Below are 26,530 nucleotides of genomic sequence, written 5' to 3'. Positions count from 1 at the left end.
GCGTGGCGCATGAAAAGCCCCCTTCCGATACCCGCGGCCCTGACCGGCGTCGATGCGCTGGAAGACCTCGGTCTGGTCGCGCCGGGCGACCGCGACGCGCTGGAGGCGGTGGCGGCGGAGTTCCGGGTGCGGATCACGCCGGTGATGGCCGGGCTCGCCTCGGCGGGCGTCAGGGCGCAGTTCGTGCCGGATGCGCGCGAGCTGGCGGTGCGGCCCGAGGAGCTGGCCGACCCGATCGGCGACGATGCGCACCGGCCGGTGCCGGGGTTGACGCATCGCTATCCCGACCGGGCGATCCTGCATGCGACCCAGACCTGCGAGGTCTATTGCCGCTTCTGCTTCCGCCGCGAGACGGTGGGCGAGACGGGAACCCTGGCCGAGGCCGAGTTCGACCGGGTGGTGGACTATCTGCGCAGCCATCCGGCGGTGCGCGAGGTGATCTTCACCGGGGGCGATCCGCTGGTCCTGTCGGCGCGGCGGCTCGGCGCCATGCTGGACCGGCTGGAGGCGGTGGAGAGCCTGGAATCCGTGCGCTTCCATACCAGGGTGCCGGTGGTGGCGCCGGAGAAGGTGACCGGCGCCCTGGCCGCGGCGCTGGACCGGGCGCTGCCGGTCTGGGTCGTGGTCCATGCGAACCATGCCGACGAGATCACCGAAGCGGCCGCGGCGGCGCTCCGGCGGCTCAACCGGGCGGGGGTGCCGCTTCTGTCGCAGACGGTGCTGCTGAAGGGCGTGAATGCCGATCCCGATACGCTGGAGGCGCTGTTCCGCAAGCTGATCCGCAACCGGGTGAAGCCCTATTACCTGCATCACCCGGACCTGGCGAAGGGGACCGGGCATTTTCGCCTGACCCTGGCGGAAGGGCAGGCGATCATGGCCAGCTTGCGCGGACGGCTGACCGGGATCGCGCAGCCCCTCTATGTGCTGGATATTCCCGGCGGGCATGGCAAGGTGCCGGTGGGGCCGGGCTACCTGCGGCGCGAGGGCGAGGGCTGGGTGGTGACGGACCCGCAGGGCGCCGAGCACCGTTACCGGGACCTGTAAGCCGGCGACAACCGGCGCGACGGCGATTTCCGAACGGAAATCGTGACGGAATTCGTTCGAATTCCGTTCACTTCGCGCGGGTCGGGCGGTCGAAGACCTTCTTGCCCATGAGGCTGCCCACCAGATCGACCATCAGCCTTGCCGTCATGCCGCGGTCGTCGAGGAAGGGGTTCAGCTCCACCAGGTCGAGCGAGGTCACGAGGCCGGATTCGTGCAGAAGCTCCATCACCAGATGCGCCTCGCGGAAGGTGGCGCCGCCGGGGACGGTGGTGCCGACGGCGGGGGCGATCGACGGGTCGAGGAAATCGACGTCGAGCGAGACGTGCAGCATCCCGCCCTCGCGCCGGACCGCGTCGAGGAATTCGCGCAAGGGCGCGACGAGGCCGCGTTCGTCGATCACCCGCATGTCGTTGACCTGGATGTCGCGCTCCTGCATCGCGGCCTGCTCGGCCGGGTCGACCGAGCGGATGCCGAACATGCAGATCCGGTGCGCGGGCACCGGGGTGGGGAAGGGCGGCAGCGCGTCGAAGCCGTCGCGACCGTTGATATAGGCCAAGGGCGTGCCGTGCAGGTTGCCGGAGGTCGTGGTCAAGGGCGTGTGGAAGTCGGAATGGGCGTCGAGCCACAGCAGGAACAGCGGCCGGTCCTGGCGGTGGGCGAAGGCGGCGGCGCCGGCGGCGGAGCCGAGGGCAAGGGAATGGTCGCCGCCCATGACGATGGGAAAGCCGCCCCCGGAGAGCGCGTCGTCGACCCGGTCCATCAGGATCTCGGTCCAGGCGACGGTTTCGGCCAGGGAATGGACGGCCGGGTTGGGGCAGGCGACCTCGCGCAGCGGGGGGAGCGTCAGGTCGCCCCAGTCCTCGACCCCGTGGCCCTCGGCCGCGATCTCGCGGGCAAGGCCGGCGACGCGGTAGGCGGCGGGGCCCATCAGGCAGCCGGGGCGCTGCTGGCCGCTGTCGATCGGGGCGCCGATGAGGATGGTCTTGGGCATGGGGGTCTCCGCTCGCCTGGTTCCTTCAGATGTAAGGGGAGGGGCGCGCGCGTGGCAACCGGCAATCCGGCGGCGCGGCGGGCCAGGTTCCGGCAGATCGCCGCTTCTGCGCGGCGGAAGGGCGCAGGGGATTTCCCCCGGCGGGGCAAAGCCCTATCATGGCGGCAACAAAGGGGGCGCGATGATCGTCGAGCTTGGGCATTTTGCGCTGATCCTGGCGCTGATGGTGGCGCTGGTGCAGGCCACGCTGCCGCTATGGGGCGCGCAGCGCGGCGATGCGCGGCTGATGGCGCTGGCGGAACCCGCGGCGCTGATGCAGGCGGTGCTGGTCGCGGCCTCCTTCGGGGCGCTGACCTGGGCCTTCGTGGTCTCGGATTTCTCGCTGATCGTGGTGGTGAACAACTCGCACACGCTGAAGCCGATGCTCTACAAGGTGGCCGGGGTCTGGGGGAACCATGAGGGGTCGCTTCTCCTCTGGGTGCTGATCCTGGCGGTCTATGGCGCGGCGGTGGCGCTGTTCGGGCAGGGGCTGCCGACGCGGCTGAAGGCGCGGGTGCTGGCGGTGCAGGGGCTGATCGGGGTGGCTTTCCTGGCCTTCCTGCTCTGGACCTCGAATCCCTTCTGGCGCGTGGACGTGCCGCCGATGAACGGGCAGGACCTGAACCCGCTTCTGCAGGACCCCGGTCTCGCCTTCCATCCGCCGTTCCTCTACCTCGGCTATGTCGGGCTGAGCATGGCCTTCAGCTTTGCCGTGGCCGCGCTGATCGAGGGGCGGGTCGATGCCGCCTGGGGGCGCTGGGTGCGGCCCTGGACGCTGGCGGCCTGGATCTTCCTGACCATCGGCATCGCGCTCGGCTCCTGGTGGGCCTATTACGAGCTGGGCTGGGGCGGGTTCTGGTTCTGGGACCCGGTCGAGAACGCGAGCTTCATGCCCTGGCTTCTGGCCGCCGCGCTCCTGCACAGTTCCATCGTGGTGGAAAAGCGCGAGAGCCTGAAGGCCTGGACGATCCTTCTGGCGATCCTGGCCTTCGGCTTTTCCCTGATCGGCACCTTCATCGTGCGCTCGGGCGTGATCACCTCGGTCCATGCCTTCGCCAACGACCCCGAGCGCGGGGTGTTCATCCTGATGATCCTGGGCTTCTTCACCGGCGGCGCGCTGGTCCTGTTCGCGGCCCGCGCCGGGGTGATGGAGGCGAAGGGGGTCTTCGCCATGGTCAGCCGCGAGACCGCGCTGGTCGCGAACAACATCCTCTTGACGGTCGCGGCCTTCGTGGTCTTCGTCGGCACGATCTGGCCCCTGGTCGCCGAGCTGGCGCTTGGCCGGGCGGTCAGCGTCGGCGAGCCCTTCTTCAACGCGGCCTTCACCCCCTTCATGGTCGGCCTTGCGACGATCCTGCCGGTCGGCGCGATGCTGGCCTGGAAGCGCGGCGCGCTGGGGCGGACCCTGCGCGGCCTGCTCCCGGCCCTGGCGCTGGCCCTGGCGCTGGGGGCGCTGGCCTTTGCCATGCAGACCGGGCGCTCGGCGCTGGGGCCGGTGGGGCTGATGCTGGGGGCCTGGGTGGTCCTTGGCGCGCTGACCGACCTCTGGGCGCGGACCGGGCGCGAGGGGATCGGCGCGCGGCTGGCGCGGCTTTCGCGGCTGCCGCGTGCGGACTGGGGCCGGGTCCTGGCGCATGGCGGGCTGGGCATCACCATCTTCGCGGTGGCGGCGATGCTGTCCTGGAAGGTCGAGGACATCCGCGTGGTCCAGCTGGGCGAGACCTATCCGCTGGGCCGCTACGAGGTGCGGCTGGACGAGGTGCACGAGGTCGAGGGGCCGAACTATGTCTCGACCATGGGGCGGATGACGGTCATGCGGAACGGCGCCGTGGTGGCGGTGCTGTCGCCCGAAAAGCGGGTCTATCCGGTGGCGGCCATGCCGACGACCGAGGCGGCGATCGACTACGGCTTCCTGCGCGACATCTATCTGGTGCTGGGGGACCGCCAGGCCTCGGGCGGCTGGGCGGTGCGGAGCTATATCGAGCCCTTCGCCAACTGGCTGTGGGGCGGGGCGATCATCATGGCGCTGGGGGGCGTGCTGAGCCTGACCGACCGGCGCTACCGCGTCGCGGCCGGCGCGCGGCGCGGGGCGGTGGGGGTGCCGGCGGAATGAAACGCTTGCAGCGATGGTGGGCAGATTGCCCACCCTACATCCTCGCCTTCCTGCTGCTCGCGACGCCGGTGGCGGCCGTGCAGCCTGACGAGATGCTGGCCGATCCGGTGCTGGAGGCCCGCGCCCGCGAGATCAGCCGCGACATCCGCTGCCCGGTCTGCCAGGGCGAGACGATCGACGACAGCAATGCCCCGATCAGCCGCGACCTGCGGATCATCATCCGCGAGCGGCTGGTGGCCGGGGACACGGACGAGGAGGCGGTGGACTACATCGTCGCCCGTTATGGCGAGGGGGTGCTGTTTAAGCCGCGCGCGACGGGGTCGAACCTGATCCTCTGGCTGGCGGGGCCGGCGCTTCTGCTGGTGGGCGTGGGCGTCGCGGTCGCCTCGGGGCGGCGGCGGGGCATGGTGCCCGAGGCGGCGCTTTCGGAGGCGGAGGAGGCGCGGCTGGAGGAAATCCTGAAGAAGTGACGCGGCGTTCCGGCTTGGCTCGACCCCGCGCCCGGCTAGAGTGGCAGGGCAGCGGGGAGGACGGCATGGGCGATCTGGTCAGGGTGGAAACGGAGGGCGGCATCTGCCGCATCACGCTGAACCGGCCCGGGGTGATGAACGCGCTGAACCGGCCGCTGCGGGCCGAGCTGACGGCGGCCCTGCGCGCGGGCCATGCGGCGCGGGTGATCGTGCTGACCGGGGCGGGGCGGGCCTTCTGCTCGGGCCAGGATCTGACGGATGCAGAGGGGCTGGACGAGGCGGGGTTCGAGGCCACGCTGAACGGGGAATATGTGCCGATGATCCGCGCGATCACCGAGGCTCCGGTCCCGGTGATCGCGGCGGTGAACGGGGCGGCGGCCGGGGCGGGGGCCAACCTGGCGCTGGCCTGCGACCTGGTGATCGCGGCGGAAAGCGCGGTCTTCATCCAGGCTTTCGCCCGGATCGGGCTGATCCCGGATGCGGGCGGCACCTCGTTCCTGCCGCGCCGGGTCGGGTTCCAGCGCGCGATGGGGGCGGCGCTTCTGGCCGAGCCCGTCGGCGCGCGGCAGGCCGAGGCCTGGGGGATGATCTGGGAGGCGGTGCCGGACGCGCAGTTGCAGCAGGTGGTGGCGGCGCGGGCGGCAAAGCTGGCCCAGGGGCCGACGGGCGCCTATGCCGCGCTGAAAGAGGCGCTGCGCGGGGCCTTCGACCAGCCGCTGGAGGCGCAGCTGGCGCTGGAGGCGCGGTTGCAGGGCCTCTGCGGCGCGAGCGCGGATTTCCGCGAGGGGGTCGCGGCCTTCCTGGAAAAGCGCGTGCCGGATTTTTGCGGGCGGTAGGGAACCGGCGCGGTCCCTGGCGCGTTGATGGCTTCGGGTCATCCGGGGGGGCGGCGATGTGGGACCGGCTGCTGGTTGCGTTCTTGCGTGCGGGGGTTCGGACCGGGCGGTTGCGTCTGACGCTGGCGGATGGCACGACGCATGCGATCGGCCCCGGCGGCCCGCCAGAAGTGGAGGTGACGCTGCACGACCCGGCCCTGCCGCGCCGCTTCTTCCGCAACCCGGACCTTGCCATGGGCGAGGCCTATATGGACGGCCGCCTGACGATCGCCGGGAACGATATCCGCAGCTTCATCACCTTCGCGCTGCGCAATGCGCGGGGGCGGCAGCTGCCATGGCCCGTCGCGGCCATGGCGCGGCTGGCCGGGCGGGTGCGGTCCTGGACGCTGTGGAACCACATGGGCGTCGCGCGGCGCAATGTGGCGCATCACTACGACATCTCGGACGAGCTCTACGGCCTCTTCCTCGGCCCGACGCGGCAATACACCTGCGCCTATTTCCGCCGGCCCGAGATGAGCCTCGACGAGGCGCAGGCGGCGAAGATCGAGCATATCGCGGGCAAGCTGATGCTGCGGCCGGGGATGCGGGTCCTGGACATCGGCTGCGGCTTCGGCACGCTGGCGCTGGCGCTGGCGCGGGACACCGGGGCCGAGGTGGTGGGGATCACGCTCTCCGAGGTGCAGCTGGCCGAGGCGCAGCGCCGTGCGCGCGAGGCGGGGCTGGCGGGGCAGGTCGAGTTCCGGCTGCAGGACTACCGGGCGGTGACGGAGAGCTTCGACCGCGTGGTCTCGGTGGGCATGATGGAGCATGTGGGGCTGCCGCATCTCGGCACCTATTTCCGCAAGGTCGCGGATATCCTGACCCCCGAGGGCGTGGCGCTGATCCATTACATCGGGCGCTGGTCGCCGCCCGACACGATCTCGCCCTGGTTCAACAAATACATCTTCCCCGGCGCCTATTGCCCGGCGATATCCGAGGCGATGCGGGCGGTGGAGCGGTCGGGGATGATCCTGTCCGACCTGGAGGTCTGGCGCGGGCATTACGAGCGGACGCTGCAGGGCTGGCTGGACCGCTTCGACCGCAACATCGACCGGGTGCGCCAGCTGCATGACGAACGCTTCATCCGCATGTGGCGCTATTACCTGCAATCGGCGGAACTGGCCTTTTCCGAGGCGCATCTGGTGATCCACCAGCTGCAGCTGGCCAAGGGCCGCCTGACCGTGCCGGGGACGCGGGACTACCTATATGCGGCACGCAACAGCTAGGCGGTGGCGAAGGTGGGCGGATCGCCCACCCTACACATCCGTCCCAGGGCTTGCTCGGCGTTGGCGAAGGTGGGCAGATTGCCCACCCTACACCTGCGCCCGGAGACTTGCTCTTTTTCCAGATACTCCCGCCGGAGGCGTCCCGACACCTCCACCCGGGATACGGTGTCCCCTGGCATCCCCGAGTAGGGTGGGTGATTCACCCACCTTGCGCGTCAGATCCCGCGCGACAGGGCCGCGACGCCGGTGCGGGCGATTTCCGCCAGGCCGAGCGGGCGCATCAGCTCGGCGAAGGCGTCGATCTTGTCCGGCGTGCCGGTCATCTCGAAGACGAAGCTCTCCAGCGTCGAATCCACCACGTTGGCGCGGAAGATCTCGGCCAGGCGCAGGGCCTCGATCCGGTGCTCGCCCCGGCCCTGGACCTTGACCAGCGCCAGTTCGCGCTGCACCGAGGGGCCTTCGGCGGTGAGGTCGTGGACGGCATAGACCGGGACCATGCGGCTGAGCTGCGCCTCGATCTGGTCGATCACGGCCGGGGTGCCGCGGGTCACGACGGTGATGCGGCTGCGGTGGCCGGTGTGGTCGACCTCGGCCACGGTGAGGCTGTCGATGTTGTAGCCCCGGCCCGAGAAGAGGCCGATCACCCGGGCGAGGACGCCGGGTTCGTTCTCGACGATCACGGCCAGGGTGTGGGATTCCTCGACCTCCGACAGGGCGGAGCGGAGGTCGTAGGCGGAATGGCTGGTCGAGCCCTTCTTGATGTTCAGTGCTGACATGGTTCGTTTCCGTTCATGAGGCCGCAGTCTGCGACGCGCCGCGTCCCGCGGCAAGGAGGTGGGAGAGGAGAAGGGCGAGGCTGGCGAGGAGGACCGGCGTGATGATCATCGCGCCGAGATAGCGGCCGTCGCCGAACTTCAGGAAGACGTTGACCGCCTGCGGCGCGGCGCCGAGCCAGAGCAGCAGCAGGAGGCCGAGATGCGGCAGGCTGGCCCCGAGAACTCCGGCCCGCAGGAGGAAGAGGCCGGCGACCGCCATGAGCGCCGCCTCGTAATACCAGAGGTAGGGCGCGGAGAGCAGGATCGCCAGCAGCAGGCCCGCCGCCTTGGCATCGAAGCCGGCCGCCCGGCTGCGCCAGAGCAGGAAGACGAAGACCGCGCAGAGCGCGGACAGTCCGAACTGGACCCAGAGCGCGGTCTGCGAGGCCAGGCCCAGCAGGGTGAGGAGATAGTAGGGCCCGACCATCAGGGTCAGGGTCTCGATCGAACGGACCAGGCGCTCCGACTGCTCGCCCAGCCGTTCCAGCAGCAGCGGCCAGTATTCCGGCCCGAGCGCGAGCGTCGGCAGGGCGGCAAGGACAAGCGCCGTCAAGGAGGCCGCGAGGATGCTGCGCCAGAGCCCGGCGCCGACCAGGGCGACGGCGACCATCACCCCGAGTTGCGGCTTGAGCGTAAGGCAGCCGATGAAGACGCCGGCAAGCAGCCAGCGCCCGTCGCGCAGGGCGGCGAGGGCGGCGACGAGCCCGGCCAGCCAGAGGATGCTGTTCTGGCCGATCAGGATCGCGGGGATGTAGGCCGGCGCCAGGCAAAGCGCCAGCCAGACCGCCGGCGCGCCGGGGGTGAAGCTGCGCAGGGCCCAGGCGATCAGCAGGAGCGAGACCAGGGTCGACAGCAGGAAGGCCCAGGCGAAGGGCATCGCCCCGAAGGGCAGGATCAGAAGGAGATAGCCCGGGGGATAGGTCCAGGGCATCCAGTCCCTGGTATCGACCCCATGCTCGGCCGCAAGGCGCGCGTTGTCGAAGACCGCCAGCGGCTCTCCCGCGAGGGCCAGCCGGGCGGCCGACCAGAAGACGCGGAAATCCATGCTCAAGGCGCGGGTCCCGGTCTCGGAGGTCAGCACGAAAGCCGTCATGTGGATCAGCCCGGCGCAGATCAGCGTCAGGCTTGTCCCGAGGAACACGACCTGCCAGACCCGGCTGCCCGACAGGGCCGCGACCCGGGCATCGGCGGCACGCCGTGCGCTGGCCTCCTGCATCAGACGAGGACCGCACCCGAGCGGAAGGCCTCGGCATCGGCGGAGAGCAGCATCTCGTTGTGCGGCTTGCCCGACGGGATCATCGGGAAGCAGTTCTCGTGCTTCTCCACCAGGCAATCGAAGATCACCGGGCCGTCGTAGCGGATCATCTCCAGGATCGCGTCGTCGAGGTCCTTCGGGTGATCCACCTTGATGCCCTTGCAGCCGAAGGCCTCGGCCAGCTTGACGAAATCAGGGAGCGATTCCGACCAGGAGGAGGAGTAGCGCTCGCCATGCAGCAGTTCCTGCCACTGGCGGACCATGCCGAGGCGTTCGTTGTTCAGGATGAACTGCTTGACCGGGGCGCGGAACTGCATCGCGGTGCCCATTTCCTGCATGTTCATCAGCCAGGACGCCTCGCCCGCGACGTTGATCACCAGCGCCTCGGGGTGGGCGATCTGCACGCCGATCGACGCGGGCAGGCCGTAGCCCATCGTCCCGAGGCCCCCGGAGGTCATCCAGCGGTTCGGGTCCTCGAAGCCCAGGAACTGCGCGGCCCACATCTGGTGCTGGCCGACTTCCGTGGTGATGTAGCGGTCCATGCCCTTGGTCAGGGCCTCCAGCCGCTCCAGCGCGTATTGCGGCTTGATCGTGCTGGCCGAGGGCTTGTAGTTCAGGCACCTGACCGCGCGCCATTCGTCGATCTGCTTCCACCATTTCGCGAGGCCCGCCTTCTCGGTCCGGGACCCCCGCGCGCGCCACTGGCGCAGGAGTTCCTCGAGCACCCTGGTCACGTCGCCGACGATCGGCACGTCGACATGGATCACCTTGTTGATCGAGGAGGGGTCGATGTCGATATGCGCCTTCTTGGAGCGGGGCGAGAAGTCCTTGACCCGGCCGGTGATCCGGTCGTCGAACCGCGCGCCGATGTTGATCATCAGGTCGCAGCCGTGCATCGCGAGGTTGGCCTCGTAGAGGCCATGCATCCCCAGCATCCCCAGCCAGTTCTTGCCCGAGGCCGGGTAGGAGCCGAGGCCCATCAGGGTGGAGGTCACCGGAAAGCCGGTCTCGGCCGCGAGTTCCCGCAGCAGCGCGCTGGCGCGGGGGCCGGAGTTGATCACGCCGCCGCCGGTATAGAGGATCGGACGCTCGGCATTTTCCATCATCTCGACCAGGCGGGCAATCTGGTCGGGGTCGCCCTCGGTGCGGGGCTGGTAATGGCCGATCTTCGCCTTTTCCGCCGGGACATAATCGGCGGTGGCGAATTGCACGTCCTTGGGGATGTCGATCAGCACCGGGCCGGGGCGGCCGTGGGTCGCGACATGGAAGGCCTGGTGGATGGTCTCGGCCAGTTTCGCGGTGTCCTTCACCAGCCAGTTCATCTTGGTGCAGGGCCGGGTGATCCCCACCGTGTCGGCCTCCTGGAAGCCGTCGGTGCCGATCATGAAGGTCGGGACCTGGCCGGTCAGCACCACGATCGGGATCGAATCCATCAGCGCATCGGTCAGGCCGGTGACCGCATTGGTCGCGCCGGGGCCGGAGGTCACCAGCGCCACGCCGGGCTTGCCGGTCGAGCGGGCATAGCCTTCCGCCATGTGCACCGCGCCCTGTTCGTGGCGCACGAGGACATGGCGGATGTCGTTCTGCTGGAAGATCTCGTCATAGATCGGAAGCACCGCGCCGCCGGGATAGCCGAAGACGACCTCGACGCCCTGGTCCTTCAGGGCCTGGATCACCATCCTCGCTCCGGTCATCTGCTTCGACATTTCCGTCTCTCCGCTTTAGCGCAACAAAAAGCCCCCGGAAGTTACCTTCGGGGGCGCATGGGAACCACTATGGTCAACCGTCACCGGCCCATGCGCTTCCTTCCTACGATGAGAAGAATCCCGGCCATTGGCCCATCCCTTCATGTTCGGACGGAACACTAGGTGCGGATATGCCGGGCGTCAACCGGATTTGCAATGCGAAAATGTCGCTTGCGGCCCCGGATTTTGAACTTTTGTTGCGGTGCATCGCCGCGCGGCGCAACTTTCCGAACTTGCGGCAAAAAGGCACGGGTCCTGCGCGCGGATCGGCAAGTGAAACACGCGCGCGGGCGGTCTATCTGGCTGCCATGGCCCGGAGCTTGCCGGGCGGCATGGAGGACTGGATGAAGCTGTACTATTCGCCGGGCGCCTGTTCGCTGGCCTCGCATATCACCCTGAACGAGGCCGGTGTGCCCTTCACCGCCGAGAAGGTGGACATCCGCGCCAAGCGCACCGAGACCGGGGCGGATTTCGCCGCGATCAACCCGCGCGGCGCGGTGCCGGCGCTGGACCTCGGCGATGGCGAGGTGCTGACCGAGGGCGTGGCGATCATGCAGCATGTCATGGACAGCGCCGCCCCCGGCACGCTGCCCGCCCCCGGCACGCTGGAGCGCGCCCGGATGGCCGAGGCGCTGAACTATGTCTCGGCCGAGGTGCACAAGAGCTATTCCCCCTTCTTCGGCGGGATCGAGGGCGAGGCGAAGGAAAGGCAGTATGCGCTGGTCGATGCGCGGCTGAAGGTGGTCGAGGACCGGCTTGCCCGGCGCGGCCCATGGATCGCCGGCAAGGACTATACCCCGGCCGACGCCTATCTCTTCACCGTGACCAACTGGTCGCAGATCGTGGGCCATGACCTGTCGAAATTCCCGCATGTCGTCGCCCTGCGCGAGAAGGTCGCGGCGCGCCCGGCGGTGCAGAAGGCGCTGAAGGCCGAGGGCCTGGCCTGATCCTGCCGGCGCGGGGCCCGCGTGCCGGGCCCCGGCTTCCCTTTGGGTGACCCTGCGTCACATGGCAGTTTCGGGTTCTCATCCGTGGAAAGCTTGTCTAGGCTTTCGTCCGGGGCGCCGCCGGGACCTACCGGCCGGGACGGCGCATCGCGCATCACATGGAGGAGACCTGAATGGATCGACGCTCATTTCTGACCAGGGCGACTGTCGGCGGCGTGGCCGCGACGGCGGCCGCCGGACTGGCCGCGCCCGCCATCGCGCAGGAGGCCCCCACGGTGACCTGGCGGGTCACCTCGTCCTTCCCCAAGTCGCTGGACACGATCTTCGGCGCGGCGGACACCATGGCGCGCTATGTCTCGGAGATGACGGACGGCCGCTTCACGCTGCAGATCTTCCCGGCGGGCGAACTGGTGCCGGGGCTGGAGGCGGCGGATGCCGTCGCCAGCGGCACGGTCGAGGCCTGCCATACCGTCCCGTACTACTACTGGGGCAAGGACCCGGCCTATGCGCTTGGCGCGGCGGTGCCCTTCGGGCTGAACGCGCGGATGATGAACGCCTGGTTCTACTATGGCGGCGGCGTGGACATGATGAACGAGTTCTACGCCACCCAGAACCTGATCGCCTTCCCGGCCGGCAATACCGGGGTGCAGATGGCGGGCTGGTACCGCAAGGAGATCAACTCGCTTGCCGACATGCAGGGGCTGAAGATGCGGATCGGCGGTTTCGCCGGCAAGGTGATCGAGAAGCTGGGCGTCGTGCCGCAGCAGATCGCCGGCGGCGACATCTATCCGTCGCTGGAAAAGGGCACGATCGACGCCGCCGAATGGGTCGGCCCCTATGACGACGAGAAGCTCGGCTTCCAGAAGGTCGCGCCCTATTACTACTACCCCGGCTGGTGGGAGGGCGGTCCGGCCATCGCCACCATGGTCAACCTGGACAAGTGGAACGAACTGCCGAAGTCCTATCAGGCGGTGCTGAAGGCGGGTTGCGTGGTGGCCAATACCGACATGCTGGCCAGCTATGACTGGAAGAACCCGACCGCGCTGAAGAACCTGGTCGCCAATGGCGCGCAGCTGCGGCCCCTGCCGCAGGACGTGCTCTCGGCGGCCTTCGACGCGGCGGCGGCGACCTATGCCGAGGTCAGCGCCAGCAATCCCGCGTTCAAGAAGATCTGGGACAGCCAGGTGGCCTTCCGCAAGGACGCCTATCTGAACGCGCAGATCGCCGAATACAACTATGACGTGTTCATGATGGCGCAGCAGCAGGCCGGCAAGCTTTAATCCCGCTTGCGGGATCGGGAACGGCCCCGGAGCGATCCGGGGCCGTTTTGCGTTCAGGGGTTGATGACCGGAGCGCCGAGTTTCGGTGCCCCGAGGTTCGGCTGCGGCAGGGCGGGGGTTGCGCCATCGCCGGTCGCGGGGGCGCCGAAGTCGGGGGTGCCAAGAGTCGGGCCGCCGAGATTCGGCTGCGGCAGGGCGGGGGGTGTGCCCTCTCCAGCGGCCGGTGCGCCGAAGTTCGGGGTGCCGAGCGCCGGGCCGCCCGGCGAGGGTGCTCCGGCAGGGGCGAGGGGGGCGATGCCGGGGAGCTTGATCTCGATCGTGGCGGGGTCCACCACCTCGCCCTTGTAATGCATGACCATTCCGGGGAAGGTGATGGTGATGCCGATCATCACCACCTGGATCACCACGAAGGGCGTGGCCCCCCAGTAGATCTGCCCGGTCGTCACCCCCGCCAGCCGCGCGCCGGTGAGCTTGTCGGTATAGGGCCCGCGCGGCGCGACCGAGCGCAGGAAGAACAGCGCGAAGCCGAAGGGCGGGTGCATGAACGAGGTCTGCATGTTGACCGCCAGGATCACCCCGAACCAGATCAGGTCGATGTCCAGCGCCACGGCGGGCGCGACCAGAAGCGGCACGATGATGAAGGCGAGCTCGAAGAAGTCGAGGAAGAAGGCCAGGAGGAACACCAGCACCGAGACGATGATCAGGAAGCCCGTCTGCCCCCCCGGCAGGCCGACCAGCAGGTGTTCGACCCAGATCTGGCCGTTCACCCCGTAGAAGGCCAGGCTGAACATCCGCGCGCCGATCAGGATGAAGATGACGAAGGCGGAAAGCCGCGTGGTCGATTCCAGCGCCGAGCGGATGACGGTGAGGCTGAGGCGGTTCTTCATCGCCGCCAGCACCATGGCGCCGAGCGCGCCCATGGCCCCGCCCTCGGTGGGGGTGGCGATGCCGAGGAAGATGGTGCCGAGGACGAGGAAGATCAGCGCCAGCGGCGGGATCAGCACGATGATCACCTGCCGGGCGAGGTTGGACAAGAGGTTCATCCCCGTGGCCTTGTCCAGGATCGCCCAGAGATAGATGACGATCACCCCGACCGAGGCCCCCAGGATGTCGGCATTCGGCCCCTGCGAGGGGTAGAGCGCGACATGGGCGCCGTAACCGATCGCCATGCAGAGCGCGAGCGCCACGAAAAGCGAGACGACGCCGTGGCCCAGGGTCCGCGCCTCGGCCGGGAGCGCGGGCACCCAGTGCGGCCGCCAGAGCGAGATCGCGAAGATGTAGAGCATGTAGAGCCCGGTCAGCACCAGCCCGGGGATCAGCGCGCCGGCATACATGTCGCCGACCGACCGGCCCAGCTGGTCGGCCAGCACGATCAGCACCAGGCTGGGCGGGATGATCTGCGCCAGCGTGCCCGAGGCCGCGATGACTCCGCTGGCGACGCGCCGGTCATAGCCGTAGCGCAGCATGATCGGCAGCGAGATCAGCCCCATCGCGATCACGCTGGCCGCGACGACGCCGGTCGTGGCCGCCAGCAGCGCGCCGACGATCACCACCGCATAGGCGAGGCCGCCCCGGACCGGGCCGAAAAGCTGGCCCACCGTGTCCAGCAGGTCCTCGGCCATGCCGGATCGTTCCAGGATGATGCCCATGAAGGTGAAGAAGGGGATGGCGAGCAATGTCTCGTTCGACATGATGCCCCAGAGCCGGGCCGGCATGGTGAAGAGCAGCGGCCAGTCCAGCGTGATCGTGCCTTCGGACCAGGGCGCCAGCCAGACGCCGATGGCGAAGAACAAAAGCCCGTTCGCCGCCAGCGAGAAGGCGACCGGATAGCCCAGCAGCAGGAAGACGATCAGGCTGCCGAACATGATCGGCGCCATGTTGATGGCGATGAATTCCAGCATCAGCGTCCGTCTCCCGCTTCGGCCACGCTGCGGGCCAGTTGCTCGCCCTCCAGCTCGGCCGCCTCATGCGCCGAGACGAAGGGGTGGGGGTCCTCGATCAGGCCCCGCATCACGGCGATCTTCTTGACGATCTCGGACAGGACCTGCGCGATCAGCAGGATGAACCCCGCCGCCAGCATCGCTCGCGCCGGCCAGATCAAGAGACCCCCGGCATTGTTCGAGATCTGGCCGATGCGGAAGGCCTGCCAGGCATAGGGGACCAGCATCCAGGCCATGAGGGCGACGAAGGGCAGGGTGAAGAGCACATGGCCGAAGAGGTCGATCCAGTGCTGGGTGCGGCGCGAGCGGCTGCCGTAGAAGATGTCGATGCGGATATGCTCGTTCTGCTGCAGCGTATAGGCGGCGGCCCCCATGAAGGCGGCGCCGAAGAGATACCATTGCAGCTCCAGCAGCGAGTTCGACGACCAGTTCACCGCCTTGCGCACGATCGCGTTGCCCGCGCTGACGATCACCGCGATGAAGATGAGCCACATCACGAATCTGCCGACGAATCCGCTCACGCGGTCGATGCCGCGCGCGAGGCCAAGCAAAGCCTGCATTGGCTGGTTCCTCCCCTGTTGTCGCCCGTCTGCTGCGGGCCTGCGATCACGTCATCAGCCGGTTAGCGTGGCGAAAACCCCATGGTCAACCGCCCAAGGGTCAGGCTGCCGCGACGTTACGTCGTTTCAGGCGCTGGCCGACCTCGGCGATGGCCTGGACCACCGGCATGAATTCATGGCCAAGCTCGGTCAGGCGGTATTCCACGGTCAGGGCGCTGGCCTGCGACATGGCGCGGACCAGGATGCCGCGCTCCTCGAGCTCGCGCAGGCGCTGGGTCAGGACCTTGGCCGAGACGAGCGGGATGTCGGCGCGCAGTTCGGAAAAGCGGCGCGGGCCGGTCGCGAGATGCCACAGGATGTTCGGGGTCCAGGCCCCGCCGATGAAGGCCATGCAGTCCGAAAGCGGACACATCGGATGCGGGGTGCGGTTCTTGTGGGTCATGGCGCGCGCCGTGCTGTGCTTCGGCTGAAGATAGGGGGCGCGGGGCGACGGGGCAAGCGGTGGCCCCTCAGAACCGGGTGTCGGGCAGGCTGAGCCGGGCGACCTGCTCGGCGATCGGATCGACGGAGAGCGGATGCAGGTCGGCGTCATGGTCCGCCGGCTTGCCGATCGGCCCCCATTCGCCGCCCTTGTAGATCTCGAGCCCCGAGAAGCCGGCCTTGTAGCCCATCTTGCGGCTGCCGGGCACCCAGTAGCCGAGATAGACGAAGGGCAACCCGGCCTCGCGCGCGATGGCGACATGGTCGAGGATCACGTAGGTGCCGAGGCTGAGCGCGGTCAGGTCGGGGTCGTAGAAGCTGTAGACCATGCTCAGCCCGTCGTCGAAGACATCGGTCAGGCAGACGGCGGCGAGGGGGCGGCCACGCTCGCCCTCTCCGGGCGGGCGGGTGTATTCGATGACGCGGCTCTTGATCGGCGTCTCCTCGATCATCGCGGCGAATTCGAAGATGTCCATGTCGGCCATGCCGCCGTCGGCATGGCGCTGGTCGAGATAGCGGCGGAAGAGGGCGAACTGGTCCTCGGTCGCCCAAGGGCTGGTCGCGTTGCGGCGCAGCGCGGCGGCGCGTTTGAGGATTCGCTTCTGCGTGCGCGAGGGCTGGAAGTCGGCCACCCGGATCCGGGCCGAGAGGCAGGCGGAACATTCGGCGCAGGAGGGGCGGTAGAGCACGTTCTGGCTGCGGCGGAAGCCCTGTTTCGACAGGGTGTCGTTCAGCTTCTGCGCATGTTCGCCCTGCAGCGCGGTAAAGAGCTTCCGCTCCATCCGGCCCGGAAGATAGGGGCAGGGCTGGGGCGCCGTCACATAGAACTGGGGCGCAAGGGGAAGCGTGTGGCGCATCGGGGGTCCGGGGGGGATGGAAACCGCGCCAGCCTAGCAAGAGTGCGGCCATCCGCCAAGCGGCGAAAACGCCGGCGGCGGGAAGGGGAACGACCCCGCCCGGAGCGGCTCCGGGCGGGGCGGTCGTGTCAGTATTCGCCGGGGCGGTTGTCGGCTTCGGCCTTGGGTTCGGCCCCGGACCCGGGCGCATTGGCGCGGGCGCGTTCGTCCATGAAGGCGTCGAACTCGGTCTTGTCCTTGGAGTTGCGCAGGCGCTGCAGGAAGGACTCGAAAGCCGCCTGCTCCTCTTCCAGCCGGCGCAGGGCGTCGGCCTTGTAGCTGTCGAAGGCGCTGTTGCCGGTCGATTGCGCGGACCGGCGGCCCCAGGACTGGTCATGCTGGCGGCGCTGGCCGCAGGTGCGAGCGAACATCTGTTTTCCCCAGATCATGTAGGCGAGGACGGCAAGGCCGAGAAGCGGGTTCACGATGAAGCCGAGGATCATCAGGGCGATCCAGGCCCATTTGCCGCGCTGGTCAAGCCAGGCCTCGCCGCGGCGGAAGGCGTTGCGGATCCCGCCAGGCCGGGCGGTGTCGGTGGTGGTGTACATCGGCGGGTCTCCAGGTTGATGTGAAGCTGTTTCACATGATGGAAGATGCGCGCGCCCCGGCCTGCGATCAAGGGGTATGTGAAGATATTTTACATCACGTTTCCGGGCGGCTTCGGACGGCTGGTGAATCGAGCGCGTTCGCGTGAAGACCCTTCCTTTCCCCCGGGTGATGGGGGTTTCACCCCCAAACCCCCAAGACTCTTTGGAAAAAGAGCGAGCCTGCGCGGGTCGGTGGTTGACCCTTCCCCGGCCGCGCCGCAAGGTCCGCGCATGAGCCTTGCCGCCCGCATCACCCGCCAGCCCATCGCCTTCGACCCCGCCGCCGCGGCGGACCTGCGCCTGGAGCTTCCGGGCTTTGCGCCCGAGGTGATGGCGCTGATGGCCGGGACGGCCGGGTGCAGCCCCTATCTGCGCGGCCTGATGCTGCGCGAGGCCGACTGGCTGCGCGCGGCGGTCGAGGCGCCCGAGGCGGCGCTGGAGGCGGCGCTTGAAGCGCCCGGCTCGGTGGCGCCGGATGCGCTGGCGCTGGCCCTGCGGCAGGCCAAGCGGCGGGTGGCGCTTCTGGCGGCGCTGTGCGACCTGGGCGGGGTCTGGCCGCTGGAGGCGGTGACGGGGGCGCTGACGCGGCTGGCCGACCGGGCGGTGCATCTGGCGCTGGTCACGCAGGCGGCCGAGGAGATCCGCCGCGGCAAGCTGCCCGGCGCTACCGCCGACGACGCGGCGACGGCGGGGGGGATGGTGGCGCTCGCGATGGGGAAGATGGGGGCGGGAGAGCTCAACTATTCCTCGGACATCGACCTGATCTGCCTCTTCGACGAGACCCGCTATCCCGGCGAGGAGCAGGAGGCGCGGGCGTCGTTCATCAAGATCACCCGGCGGATGACGGCGATCCTGTCGGATGCGACCGACGGCTATGTCTTCCGCAGCGACCTGCGGCTGCGTCCCGACGCCAGCGTGACGCCGGTCTGCCTGTCGATGGCGGCGGCCGAGGCCTATTACGAGGCCGAGGGCCGCACCTGGGAGCGCGCCGCCTATATCAAGGCCCGGCCCTGCGGCGGCGACATCGCGGCGGGCGAGCGGTTCCTGAAGGCGCTCACCCCCTTCGTCTGGCGCAAGCACCTGGATTTCGTGGCGATCCAGGATGCGCATGACATGCGCCTGCGCATCCGCGACCACCGGGGTCTGCACGGGCCGATCACGGTCGAGGGCCACAACATGAAGCTGGGCGCCGGGGGCATCCGCGAGATCGAGTTCTTCACCCAGACCCGCCAACTGATCGCCGGGGGCCGCGACCCCGGCTTGCGCGACCGGACCACGGTGGGGGGGCTGGCGGCGCTGGCCGAGAAGGGCTGGGTCCCGCCCGATACCGCCACGGAACTGACCGCGCTCTACCGCGCGCACCGCGAGGTCGAGCACCGGCTGCAGATGGTGAACGACGCCCAGACCCATTCCCTGCCGGCTACGGCGGAAGGCGTCGCCCGCATCGCCGCCTTCTGCGGCCAGGACGAGGCCGGGTTCCGCCGCGACCTGCTGGACCGGCTGACCCGCACCGACCGGCTTACCGAGGGTTTCTTCGCCCCCGGCGCGGCCGAGGAGGGACCGGAACTGTCCGACACCGCGCGCGAGATCACGCGGCGCTGGGAAAGCTATCCGGCGCTGCGCTCGGACCGGGCGCAGGCGATCTTCCGCCGGCTGCGGCCGCGCCTCCTGAAGGAACTGGCCCGCGCCGCCAACCCGGACGAGGCGCTGGTGGCGCTGGACGGGTTCCTCTCGGGCCTGCCGGCGGGGGTGCAGATATTCTCGCTTTTCGAGGCGAACCCGACGCTGATCGAGCTGATCGTGGACATCGCCGGTTCGGCCCCGGCGCTGGCGCTGTATCTGTCGCGCAACGCCGCCGTGCTGGACGGGGTGATCGGCGGCAGTTTCTGGGGCGACTGGCCGGGGATGGCGGGGTTGCGGGCGGAACTGGCGGGCAAGCTGGCTGGGGCCACCGATTACGAGGCGCGGCTGTCGATGGCGCGGCGCTGGATGAAGGAATGGCATTTCCGGGTCGGCGTGCACCATCTGCGCGGGTTGATCGACGGCTTCGAGGCCGGCAAGCAATACGCCGACCTGGCCGAGGCCGTGGTTGCGGTGATCTGGGCCGAGGTGACGGCGGATTTCGCCCGCAAGCACGGGGCGATGCCGGGGCGCGGCGCGGTGGTGATCGGCATGGGCTCGATGGGGGCGGGGCGGCTGAACGCGGGCTCGGACCTCGATCTGATCGTGATCTACGACGCCGAGGGGGTGGAGGGCTCGGACGGGCCGCGCCCGCTTGCGACGCGGCCCTATTACGCGCGGCTGACGCAGGCGCTGGTCACGGCGCTGACCGCGCAGATGCCGGAGGGGCGGCTCTACGAGGTCGACATGCGGCTGCGCCCCTCGGGCCGGGCGGGGCCGGTGGCGACCTCGCTGGCCAGCTTCAGCACCTATCAGGAGACCGAGGCCTGGACCTGGGAGCATCTGGCGCTGACCCGGGCGCGGGTGCTGGCTGGGGACCCCTCGCTCGCCGGCGAGGTCGAGGCCTTCCGCCGGGCGCTGCTGGCCGCCAAGGGGCGGGGGGCGGGGGTGCGGGCGGATGTGGCCGGGATGCGCGCGCGACTGCAGGCCGCGAAACCGGCGCAGGGCGCGTGGGATGCGAAGAACGGGCCGGGGCGGATCATGGACATCGAACTGGCCGCCGAGACGCTTGCGCTGATCGCGGGCAGCCCGGCGCGCGGGGTGGAACGGCAGATCGCGGCGGGAGCGGGCCGGATTGTGCCGGATTCGGACGCGCAGGCGCTGGCTTCGGCCTACAGGCTCCTGTGGCGGCTGCATGCGGCGGCGCGCCTGCTGAGCGAGGGTGCGCTGGACTGGGACCGGCTGGGCGAGGGCGGCCGCGCCTTCGTCCTGCGCGAGACCGGGGCGGCGGATGCCGGGGCGCTGGCCTTGGATCTGGCGCGGGCGACGGCAGAGGCGGAAGCGGCGGTGACGCGGCTGGTGGGGGCAGGGAATGGGGAGACGGGCGATGGACCTGGCTGAGGCGGATCCGAAGGGGCTGGTGCGGGAAAGCTACCGGATCGAGGGGATCACCCCCGGCGAATGCCGGTCGATCTTCATGGACTGGGCGCTGTCGATCCCGATCGGCCGCGCCGAGGCCGATGCGGTGCGCGTCCTGATCGCGACCTATGCGCTGGCGGCGCCCGACCATCCGATGTCGGCGGTGCTGCAGCAGGCCCTCGCGGCGCCGGGGCCCGCGCGGCGGCGGGGGGGACGGATCGGGCGGCAGGCAGCCGGGGCGTAACCGGAATTCGAACGAATTCCGGGCCGATTTCCGTTCGGAAATCGCTTACGCGCCGCGGGCGAGCGTTGCGGCCTCGCGGGCCAGCCGGGTGACCGTCTCCCACTCGCCCCTGGCCATCGCCTCTTTCGGCGCGACCCAGCTGCCGCCGACGCAGAGGATGTTCTTCAGCGCCAGGTAGTCGGGCGCGATCTTCAGGCTGATCCCGCCGGTCGGGCAGAAGCCGACCTGCGGCAGGGGCGAGCCGATCGACCTGAGGTAGGCCGCGCCGCCCGCCTGTTCGGCCGGGAAAAACTTCTGCACCGTATAGCCCCGTTCCAGAAGCGCCATGATCTCGGAGGCGGTCGCCGCACCGGGGAGGAGCGGCAGGCCCTCGTCCTCGCAAGCCGCGATCAGCCTTTCGGTCGCGCCGGGCGAGACGCCGAAGGTTGCGCCCGCCGCTTTGGCCGCCTTCACGTCGGCCGGGGTCAGGAGCGTGCCCGCCCCGACGACGCCCCCCGGCACCTCGGCCATCGCCCGGATCGCGGCGAGCGCCTGCGGCGTCCGCAGCGTCACCTCCAGCGCCGGCAGCCCGCCCGCGACCAGCGCCTCGGCGAGGGGCCTTGCATGGGCGAGGTCGTCGATGACCAGCACGGGGATGACCGGGGCCAGGCGGCAGATTTCGGCGGCCTTCAGGGATTGCGCTTCGGGGGTCATGGTCTGGTTCCTGTCTTTCCCGGCTTCGGGGATGCGGAGGTTGCGGAAGCCTCCGGCGGGGATATTTTAGCAAAGATGAAAGGGCTGGGAAGGCGGACACCCCCGTCTCGGGCCGGAGAACCGGGGGAGACGGGGGGCCTTTCACCTTTGACGGTCATCGGCGTCCCCGCCTGTACCGCGCCGCCATCCTGCCCTGCGATTCCTTTCATCTTTGCTAAAATATCCCCGCCGGAGGCGAAGGCTTGTCAGGGGCGCGCGGGTCACAGGACCAGCGCGGCCCCGGTGTCGGCGCTGCCAACGCCCCGGCGGAAGGCGGCGAAGAGCTCGCGGCCGATGCCGTGTTCGTTGGCGGAAAGGTCGGCGGTGGCGGGCGCGCGGCTGTCGAAGCCTTCGGCCAGCACGGAAAGCGTGCCCGCCGCGGCGTCGAGGCGGATCAGGTCGCCGTCGCGCAGGCGGGCGAGGGGGCCGCCGGCGGCGGCCTCGGGCGAGACATGGATCGCGGCCGGGACCTTGCCCGAGGCGCCGGACATCCGGCCATCGGTCACCAGCGCCACCTTCAGCCCGCGGTCCTGCAGGACCGAGAGGGTCGGCGTCAGCGAGTGAAGCTCGGGCATCCCGTTGGCTTGCGGGCCCTGGAAACGGAGGACGACCACGGTATCCGCCGTGAACTCGCCCGCCCTGAACGCCGCCTTCACCGCCTCCTGGCTGTGGAAGATGCGGGCCGGGGCCTCGACGACATGGCGCTCGGGGGCGACGGCCGAGACCTTGATCACCCCGCGCCCGAGGTTGCCAGTCAGGAGCTTCAGCCCGCCCGAGGCGGCGAAGGGATCGGCGGCGGGGCGCAGGATCCGGTCGTTCAGGCTGGCGCCGGGGCCGTCGCGCCAGGCCAGGCGGCCCCCGGTCAGGACGGGTTCCCGGCGGTAGGCGGCAAGCCCTTCGCCGGCCACGGTCCTTGCATCCGGATGCAGGAGGCCGGCGTCGAGAAGCTGGCCGATCAGGAATTGCAGGCCCCCGGCGGCGTGGAAGTGGTTCACGTCGGCAAGGCCGTTGGGGTAGACCTTGGCCATCAGCGGCACCGCTTCGGAAAGGTCGGCGAAATCCTGCAGGTCTAGGATCACGCCCGAGGCCCGCGCCATGGCGGGCAGGTGCAGCACCAGGTTGGTCGAGCCCCCCGTCGCCATCAGCCCGACGATGCCGTTCACATAGGCGCGTTCGTCCAGGATCTCGCCCGCGGGGCGGAAGTCGTTGCCGAGGGCGGTGATCGCCGCCGCGCGCTCGACGGCGGCGGAGGTCAGCGCCGCGCGCAGGGGGGTGCCGGGGTTCACGAAGCTGGCGCCGGGCAGGTGCAGGCCCATGAATTCCATCAGCATCTGGTTGGTGTTGGCGGTGCCGTAGAAGGTGCAGGTGCCGGGGCCGTGGTAGCTGGCCATCTCGGCCGCCATCAGCTCCTCGCGGCTGGCGCGGCCTTCGGCAAAGGCGTTGCGGACCTTCGACTTCTCGTCGTTCGGGATGCCGCTGGTCATCGGGCCGGCCGGGACGAAGACTGCCGGGACATGGCCGAAACTCGCCGCCGCCATGATCAGGCCGGGCACGATCTTGTCGCAGACCCCCAGATAGAGCGCCGCGTCGAAGCAGTTGTGGCTGAGCGCCACCCCCGCCGCCAGCGCGATCACATCGCGGGAGAAGAGCGACAGTTCCATCCCCGCCTGGCCTTGCGTGACCCCGTCGCACATCGCGGGCACCCCGCCCGCGACCTGCACCGTCGCCCCGGCCTTCGCCGCCGCTCCGCGGATCAGGGCGGGGTAGGCCTCATAGGGCTGGTGCGCCGAGAGCATGTCGTTGTAGGCGGTGACGATGCCGAGGTTCGGCGCCTTGGCCGCCGCCAGCGCCGGTTTGGCCGCGCCCATCGCCGCATAGGCATGGGCCTGGTTGCCGCAGCTCAGATGCGCGCGGACGGGTCCATCTGACACGGCCTTTGCCATGCGCTCCAGATAAAGCCCCCGGGTCGCCTCCGAGCGGGCACGGATGCGGTCGGTGACGCGGGCGATCACGGGATGCAGGGTCATTTGGTCCTCCGGGCGGCTGGCGCTCCTGTAGCATCATTTGTTAGCGCTAACAAGATGGGCGGCAGGGGCCGGGCAAAGGATAGCGCGCGCGGCCGGCTTTGCCAGCGGCATGGCTTCCGCATCCGGGGCGGATCGGCTATGGCGGGGCATGGATGACATCACCGAGCCCCGCCGCATTCCGACCGTCCGCCTCAAGCCCAGGGCCGAGGCGCGGGCGATCCGCCATGGTTTCCCCTGGGTCTATGCCGACGAACTGGTGACCGACCGGCGCACGCAGGGGCTGGCGCCCGGCACGCTGGCGGTGCTGGAGGATGGCGAGCGCCGGCCCCTGGGGCTGGTGACGGTCAACCCGAAGTCGAAGATCATCGCCCGGATGCTGGACCGCGACCCCGAGGCGGTGGTGGACGAGGACTGGTTCGCCGCGCGGCTGTCCCGGGCGCTGGCGCTGCGCGAGCGGCTGTTCGACGCGCCCTTCTACCGGCTGGTCCATGCCGAGGCCGACGGGCTGCCGGGCGTGGTGATCGACCGTTTCGGCGCGGTCGCCGTGGTGCAGCCCAACGCCGCCTGGGCCGAGGCGCATCTGCCCGCGCTGGTGGCGGCGCTGGTGGCGGTGACGGGCGTCGCGACCGTGGTCAAGAACGGCCAGGGCCGGGCGCGGGGGCTGGAAGGCCTGGCCGAGGAGATGGCGGTGGTACATGGGCCCGCGCCCGAGGGGCCGGTCGCCGTGGCGATGAACGGCGCCACCTACATGGCCGATGTGATGGGCGGGCAGAAGACCGGGCTCTTCTTCGACCAGCGGCCGAACCATGCCTTCGCGGCCCGTCTGGCGCGGGGCGGGCGGGTGCTGGACGTGTTCTCCCATGTCGGGGGCTTTGCGCTGGCGGCGCTGGCCGGGGGCGCGGAGCGCGCGCTGGCCGTCGATGCCTCGGCCGCCGCGCTGGAACTGGCGAAGGCCGGGGCAGGGGCCTCGGGCATGGGCGAGCGGTTCTCCACAAGGCAGGGCGATGCCTTCGAGGTGCTGGAGGCCCTTGGGGCCGAAGGCGCGCGCTTCGATCTGGTGATCTGCGACCCGCCGGCCTTTGCGCCCGCGAAGCCGGCGCTGGAGGCGGGACTGCGCGCCTATGAGCGGATCGCCCGGCTGGCGGCACCGCTGGTCGCGCCGGGGGGCTATCTGGTGCTGTGCTCGTGCAGCCATGCGGCCGACCTGCAGGCCTTCCGCAATGCCAGCGCACGCGGGATCGGGCGCGGCGGGCGGCGGGGGCAGATCATCCATACCGGCTTTGCCGGGCCGGACCATCCGGTGCTGCCGCAGCTGGCGGAATCCTCCTATCTCAAGGCCCTGGCCTTCCGGCTGGACGGGTAGGGTGGGCAATATTGCCCACCCTACGCTTGCGCCTGACCCGCAGCGGGCGGTGCTGGATGCCTGCGTCCTGTATCCCACCGTGTTGCGCGAGATCCTGCAGGGCGCGGGCGCGGCGGGGCTTTACCGGCCGGTCTTCTCGGACCGCATCCTGCGGGAATGGGTGCTGGCCACCGCCAAGCTCGGCGCCGAGGCCCCGGCCATCGCGGCGGCCGAGGCGGCGGGCCTGCGCGCCGCCTTTCCGCGCGGGCTGGTGGCGGAACGCCAGGACATCGAGGCCCGGCTGGTGCTGCCAGACCCGAACGACCGCCATGTCCTTGCCACCGCCATCGCCAGCGGCGCGGATGCCATCGTCACCTTCAACGCGCAGGATTTCCCCGGTCATGTCCTGGCGGCCGAGGGCCTCAAGCGCCGCGATCCGGACGGGTTCCTCTGGGAGTTGCAGTCGCGCCATCCCGAGGCGATGGCGCGGGTGGTCGAGGCGGTGCGGGCCAGGGCCGAGGCGATCTCGGGCCAGCCGGTGGCGCTGAAGGCGCTGTTGAAGCGGGCGCGGCTGTATCGGCTGGCGAAGGCGCTGGAGGCGCATCGGGCCGGTGCGCCGTAGCGCAGCCTGCACGGTGAGCATGGCGCTGGAAGGTGCGCTGTAGCGCACCCTACGCTGCGGTCAGCGGGTCACGTCGTGGCCGTAAAGCCAGTCGAAGCGGCTGATCATCGTGCCGGGGGACAGGCGGGAGAGCAGGCGCAGGCCGCTGTGGCCGATCAGCCGGGGCAGGCCCGCAAGGTGGTAGGCGCGGGCATTGGCATTGGCGGCGGCGACGATCCGGGTCGCGCGCGGCTTGCGCCGGGCCTGATAGGCCGCCAGTCCCGAGGGGATCGCCGCCGCGCGGCCGAGGCAATCCGCCAGAACCCAGGCGTCCTCCAGCCCCATGCTCGCCCCCTGCGCAAGGAAGGGCAGCGTCGGATGCGCCGCGTCGCCCAGGATCGCCACCCCTTTCGGGCTGACCCAGGTTTCCGCCACCTCATGCCGGAACAGACCCCAGAGCCAGGGGTCTTCCACCCGGTCCAGCCAGCCGCGCACCCGGGGCGAGAAGCCCTGGAAGGCCAGCCGCAGGTCGATCGGATCGTCGCGCAGCGTCCAGCTTTCCTCGGCCCAGCGGTCGCGCTCCTCGACCGCGACGAGGTTGCGCAGGGTGCCGCCGCGCAGGGGATAGCTGACCAGGTGCCGGCCGGGGCCCATGTGGACCTCGGCCACCGGGGCGGCGCCGGCTTCGGCCGGGATCACCGCGCGCCAGGCGACCTGGCGGGTGAAGAACGGCTCCTCGGGCCCGTTCAGGGCCAGGCGGACCCGCGAATGCAGGCCATCCGCGCCGACCAGAAGCCCGCAGTCCAGCCGCTCGCCGGACTCGAGCAGCACCGCGGGGCGGGGGCCGGACAGATCGACCGAGGCCACGCGCGCCAGAAGCCGCAGCGTCACCCCGGCCCCGGTGGCGGCCTTCAGCAGCAGGTCGATCAGATCGGCCCGGTGCAGGAAATGATAGCCCTGGTCGGGGCGCAAGCGGCCAAGGTCCAGCCGCGCCACCGGATCGCCGGTGGGGCCGTCGACCAGCTGCACCGCCTCGGCCCGCATCGAGGCGGCATCGAGCCCGGCCTGCAGGTCCAGCGCCCGCAGCACCGCCGCCCCGTTCGGCGAGACCTGCAGCCCCGCCCCCACCTCGCGGACCGCATCCGCCTGTTCCAGCACGGTGACCGAGGCTCCGCGCAGCGCCAGCGCCAGCGCCGCGGCAAGACCGGCGATGCCCGCGCCGGCGATGATGACGGTTTGACCGATCAGGCTCATTCGGACCCCCGAGAAGTGAAAACGCCGG

At 70.0% G+C, this 26,530-nt stretch carries 23 protein-coding genes; 11 read left to right on the top strand and 12 right to left on the bottom strand.

What is annotated here, in order from left to right:
- Positions 1–9 precede the first annotated feature (9 nt).
- The gene (locus tag I7S92_RS07880) at positions 10–1,044 is read left to right on the top strand and encodes a lysine-2,3-aminomutase-like protein (protein ID WP_197642946.1); all 1,035 of its coding nucleotides are present in this window, start codon (positions 10–12) and stop codon (positions 1,042–1,044) included.
- A gap of 67 nt (positions 1,045–1,111) precedes the next feature.
- On the opposite strand, the gene rocF is transcribed toward I7S92_RS07880, so the two are convergent.
- Positions 1,112–2,035, bottom strand: coding sequence for an arginase (rocF, locus tag I7S92_RS07875; RefSeq protein WP_197642945.1), 924 nt, complete (start codon positions 2,033–2,035; stop codon positions 1,112–1,114).
- A gap of 181 nt (positions 2,036–2,216) precedes the next feature.
- Between rocF and I7S92_RS07870 the strand changes: the two genes are divergently transcribed.
- From I7S92_RS07870 to I7S92_RS07855, 4 genes are all read left to right on the top strand, one after another.
- Positions 2,217–4,187: a heme lyase CcmF/NrfE family subunit gene (locus tag I7S92_RS07870; protein WP_197642944.1), complete on the top strand. Its 1,971-nt coding sequence runs from the start codon at positions 2,217–2,219 to the stop codon at positions 4,185–4,187.
- The gene (locus tag I7S92_RS07865) at positions 4,184–4,657 is read left to right on the top strand and encodes a cytochrome c-type biogenesis protein (RefSeq protein WP_197642943.1); all 474 of its coding nucleotides are present in this window, start codon (positions 4,184–4,186) and stop codon (positions 4,655–4,657) included. The genes I7S92_RS07870 and I7S92_RS07865 overlap by 4 nt, the downstream gene beginning before the upstream one ends.
- 65 nt (positions 4,658–4,722) lie before the next feature.
- Positions 4,723–5,493 (top strand): enoyl-CoA hydratase-related protein, encoded by a 771-nt coding sequence (locus tag I7S92_RS07860; RefSeq protein WP_197642942.1) that lies wholly within the window; start codon positions 4,723–4,725, stop codon positions 5,491–5,493.
- Between the two features lie 56 nt (positions 5,494–5,549).
- Positions 5,550–6,758, top strand: coding sequence for an SAM-dependent methyltransferase (locus I7S92_RS07855; protein WP_197642941.1), 1,209 nt, complete (start codon positions 5,550–5,552; stop codon positions 6,756–6,758).
- A gap of 215 nt (positions 6,759–6,973) precedes the next feature.
- On the opposite strand, the gene ilvN is transcribed toward I7S92_RS07855, so the two are convergent.
- The 3 genes from ilvN to I7S92_RS07840 are packed head-to-tail and all read right to left on the bottom strand — an operon-like array spanning position 6,974 to position 10,534.
- Positions 6,974–7,534: an acetolactate synthase small subunit gene (gene ilvN / locus I7S92_RS07850; protein WP_197642940.1), complete on the bottom strand. Its 561-nt coding sequence runs from the start codon at positions 7,532–7,534 to the stop codon at positions 6,974–6,976.
- 13 nt (positions 7,535–7,547) lie between these two features.
- Complete coding sequence (locus tag I7S92_RS07845; RefSeq protein ID WP_197642939.1) at positions 7,548–8,789, bottom strand: glycosyltransferase family 87 protein; 1,242 nt, start codon at positions 8,787–8,789, stop codon at positions 7,548–7,550.
- On the bottom strand, positions 8,789–10,534 hold the full coding sequence (locus tag I7S92_RS07840; protein WP_197642938.1) for an acetolactate synthase 3 large subunit: 1,746 nt from the start codon (positions 10,532–10,534) through the stop codon (positions 8,789–8,791). The genes I7S92_RS07845 and I7S92_RS07840 overlap by 1 nt, the downstream gene beginning before the upstream one ends.
- A 347-nt stretch (positions 10,535–10,881) precedes the next feature.
- Between I7S92_RS07840 and gstA the strand changes: the two genes are divergently transcribed.
- Entirely contained in the window at positions 10,882–11,520 is a 639-nt protein-coding gene (gene gstA / locus I7S92_RS07835) for a glutathione transferase GstA (RefSeq protein WP_197642937.1), read from the top strand.
- A 173-nt stretch (positions 11,521–11,693) separates the two neighbouring features.
- Positions 11,694–12,800, top strand: a complete 1,107-nt coding sequence (locus I7S92_RS07830) for a TRAP transporter substrate-binding protein (RefSeq protein WP_197642936.1) — start codon at positions 11,694–11,696, stop codon at positions 12,798–12,800.
- A gap of 53 nt (positions 12,801–12,853) precedes the next feature.
- Here the strand turns inward: I7S92_RS07830 and I7S92_RS07825 are convergent, their stop codons facing one another.
- From I7S92_RS07825 to I7S92_RS07805, 5 genes are all read right to left on the bottom strand, one after another.
- Positions 12,854–14,701, bottom strand: coding sequence for a TRAP transporter large permease (locus I7S92_RS07825; RefSeq protein ID WP_197642935.1), 1,848 nt, complete (start codon positions 14,699–14,701; stop codon positions 12,854–12,856).
- Positions 14,701–15,300 (bottom strand): TRAP transporter small permease subunit, encoded by a 600-nt coding sequence (locus I7S92_RS07820; RefSeq protein ID WP_197642934.1) that lies wholly within the window; start codon positions 15,298–15,300, stop codon positions 14,701–14,703. The genes I7S92_RS07825 and I7S92_RS07820 overlap by 1 nt, the downstream gene beginning before the upstream one ends.
- 100 nt (positions 15,301–15,400) lie before the next feature.
- Positions 15,401–15,742, bottom strand: coding sequence for a winged helix-turn-helix transcriptional regulator (locus tag I7S92_RS07815; RefSeq protein WP_197642933.1), 342 nt, complete (start codon positions 15,740–15,742; stop codon positions 15,401–15,403).
- Between the two features lie 67 nt (positions 15,743–15,809).
- Positions 15,810–16,637 carry an arginyltransferase gene (locus I7S92_RS07810; RefSeq protein ID WP_197642932.1) on the bottom strand — a complete coding sequence of 276 codons (828 nt, stop codon included), beginning with the start codon at positions 16,635–16,637 and terminating at the stop codon, positions 15,810–15,812.
- A gap of 128 nt (positions 16,638–16,765) precedes the next feature.
- Entirely contained in the window at positions 16,766–17,224 is a 459-nt protein-coding gene (locus I7S92_RS07805; protein ID WP_197642931.1) for a DUF2852 domain-containing protein, read from the bottom strand.
- Between the two features lie 270 nt (positions 17,225–17,494).
- Between I7S92_RS07805 and I7S92_RS07800 the strand changes: the two genes are divergently transcribed.
- Positions 17,495–20,284 carry a [protein-PII] uridylyltransferase family protein gene (locus I7S92_RS07800; protein WP_197642930.1) on the top strand — a complete coding sequence of 930 codons (2,790 nt, stop codon included), beginning with the start codon at positions 17,495–17,497 and terminating at the stop codon, positions 20,282–20,284.
- Complete coding sequence (locus tag I7S92_RS07795) at positions 20,271–20,546, top strand: hypothetical protein (protein WP_197642929.1); 276 nt, start codon at positions 20,271–20,273, stop codon at positions 20,544–20,546. The genes I7S92_RS07800 and I7S92_RS07795 overlap by 14 nt, the downstream gene beginning before the upstream one ends.
- Positions 20,547–20,591: 45 nt before the next feature.
- Here the strand turns inward: I7S92_RS07795 and eda are convergent, their stop codons facing one another.
- Positions 20,592–21,239 (bottom strand): bifunctional 4-hydroxy-2-oxoglutarate aldolase/2-dehydro-3-deoxy-phosphogluconate aldolase, encoded by a 648-nt coding sequence (eda, locus tag I7S92_RS07790; protein WP_197642928.1) that lies wholly within the window; start codon positions 21,237–21,239, stop codon positions 20,592–20,594.
- A gap of 260 nt (positions 21,240–21,499) precedes the next feature.
- Positions 21,500–23,305 (bottom strand): phosphogluconate dehydratase, encoded by a 1,806-nt coding sequence (edd, locus tag I7S92_RS07785; RefSeq protein ID WP_197642927.1) that lies wholly within the window; start codon positions 23,303–23,305, stop codon positions 21,500–21,502.
- Between the two features lie 148 nt (positions 23,306–23,453).
- Here edd and I7S92_RS07780 point away from each other — a divergent pair, with 148 nt between their 5' ends.
- Both I7S92_RS07780 and I7S92_RS07775 read left to right on the top strand, forming a co-directional pair.
- Positions 23,454–24,668 carry an RSP_2647 family RNA methyltransferase gene (locus I7S92_RS07780; protein WP_197642926.1) on the top strand — a complete coding sequence of 405 codons (1,215 nt, stop codon included), beginning with the start codon at positions 23,454–23,456 and terminating at the stop codon, positions 24,666–24,668.
- 49 nt (positions 24,669–24,717) lie between these two features.
- A complete protein-coding gene (locus I7S92_RS07775) occupies positions 24,718–25,269 on the top strand; it encodes an RSP_2648 family PIN domain-containing protein (RefSeq protein WP_354001313.1) in 552 nt (183 codons plus the stop codon).
- A 60-nt stretch (positions 25,270–25,329) separates the two neighbouring features.
- On the opposite strand, the gene I7S92_RS07770 is transcribed toward I7S92_RS07775, so the two are convergent.
- Positions 25,330–26,502 carry an FAD-dependent monooxygenase gene (locus I7S92_RS07770; RefSeq protein WP_197642925.1) on the bottom strand — a complete coding sequence of 391 codons (1,173 nt, stop codon included), beginning with the start codon at positions 26,500–26,502 and terminating at the stop codon, positions 25,330–25,332.
- Positions 26,503–26,530 lie beyond the last annotated feature (28 nt).

The organism is Tabrizicola soli (assembly GCF_015999335.1).
Classification (GTDB): Bacteria; Pseudomonadota; Alphaproteobacteria; order Rhodobacterales; family Rhodobacteraceae; genus Tabrizicola; species Tabrizicola soli.
This window is presented reverse-complemented; position numbering and strand designations above follow the sequence as displayed.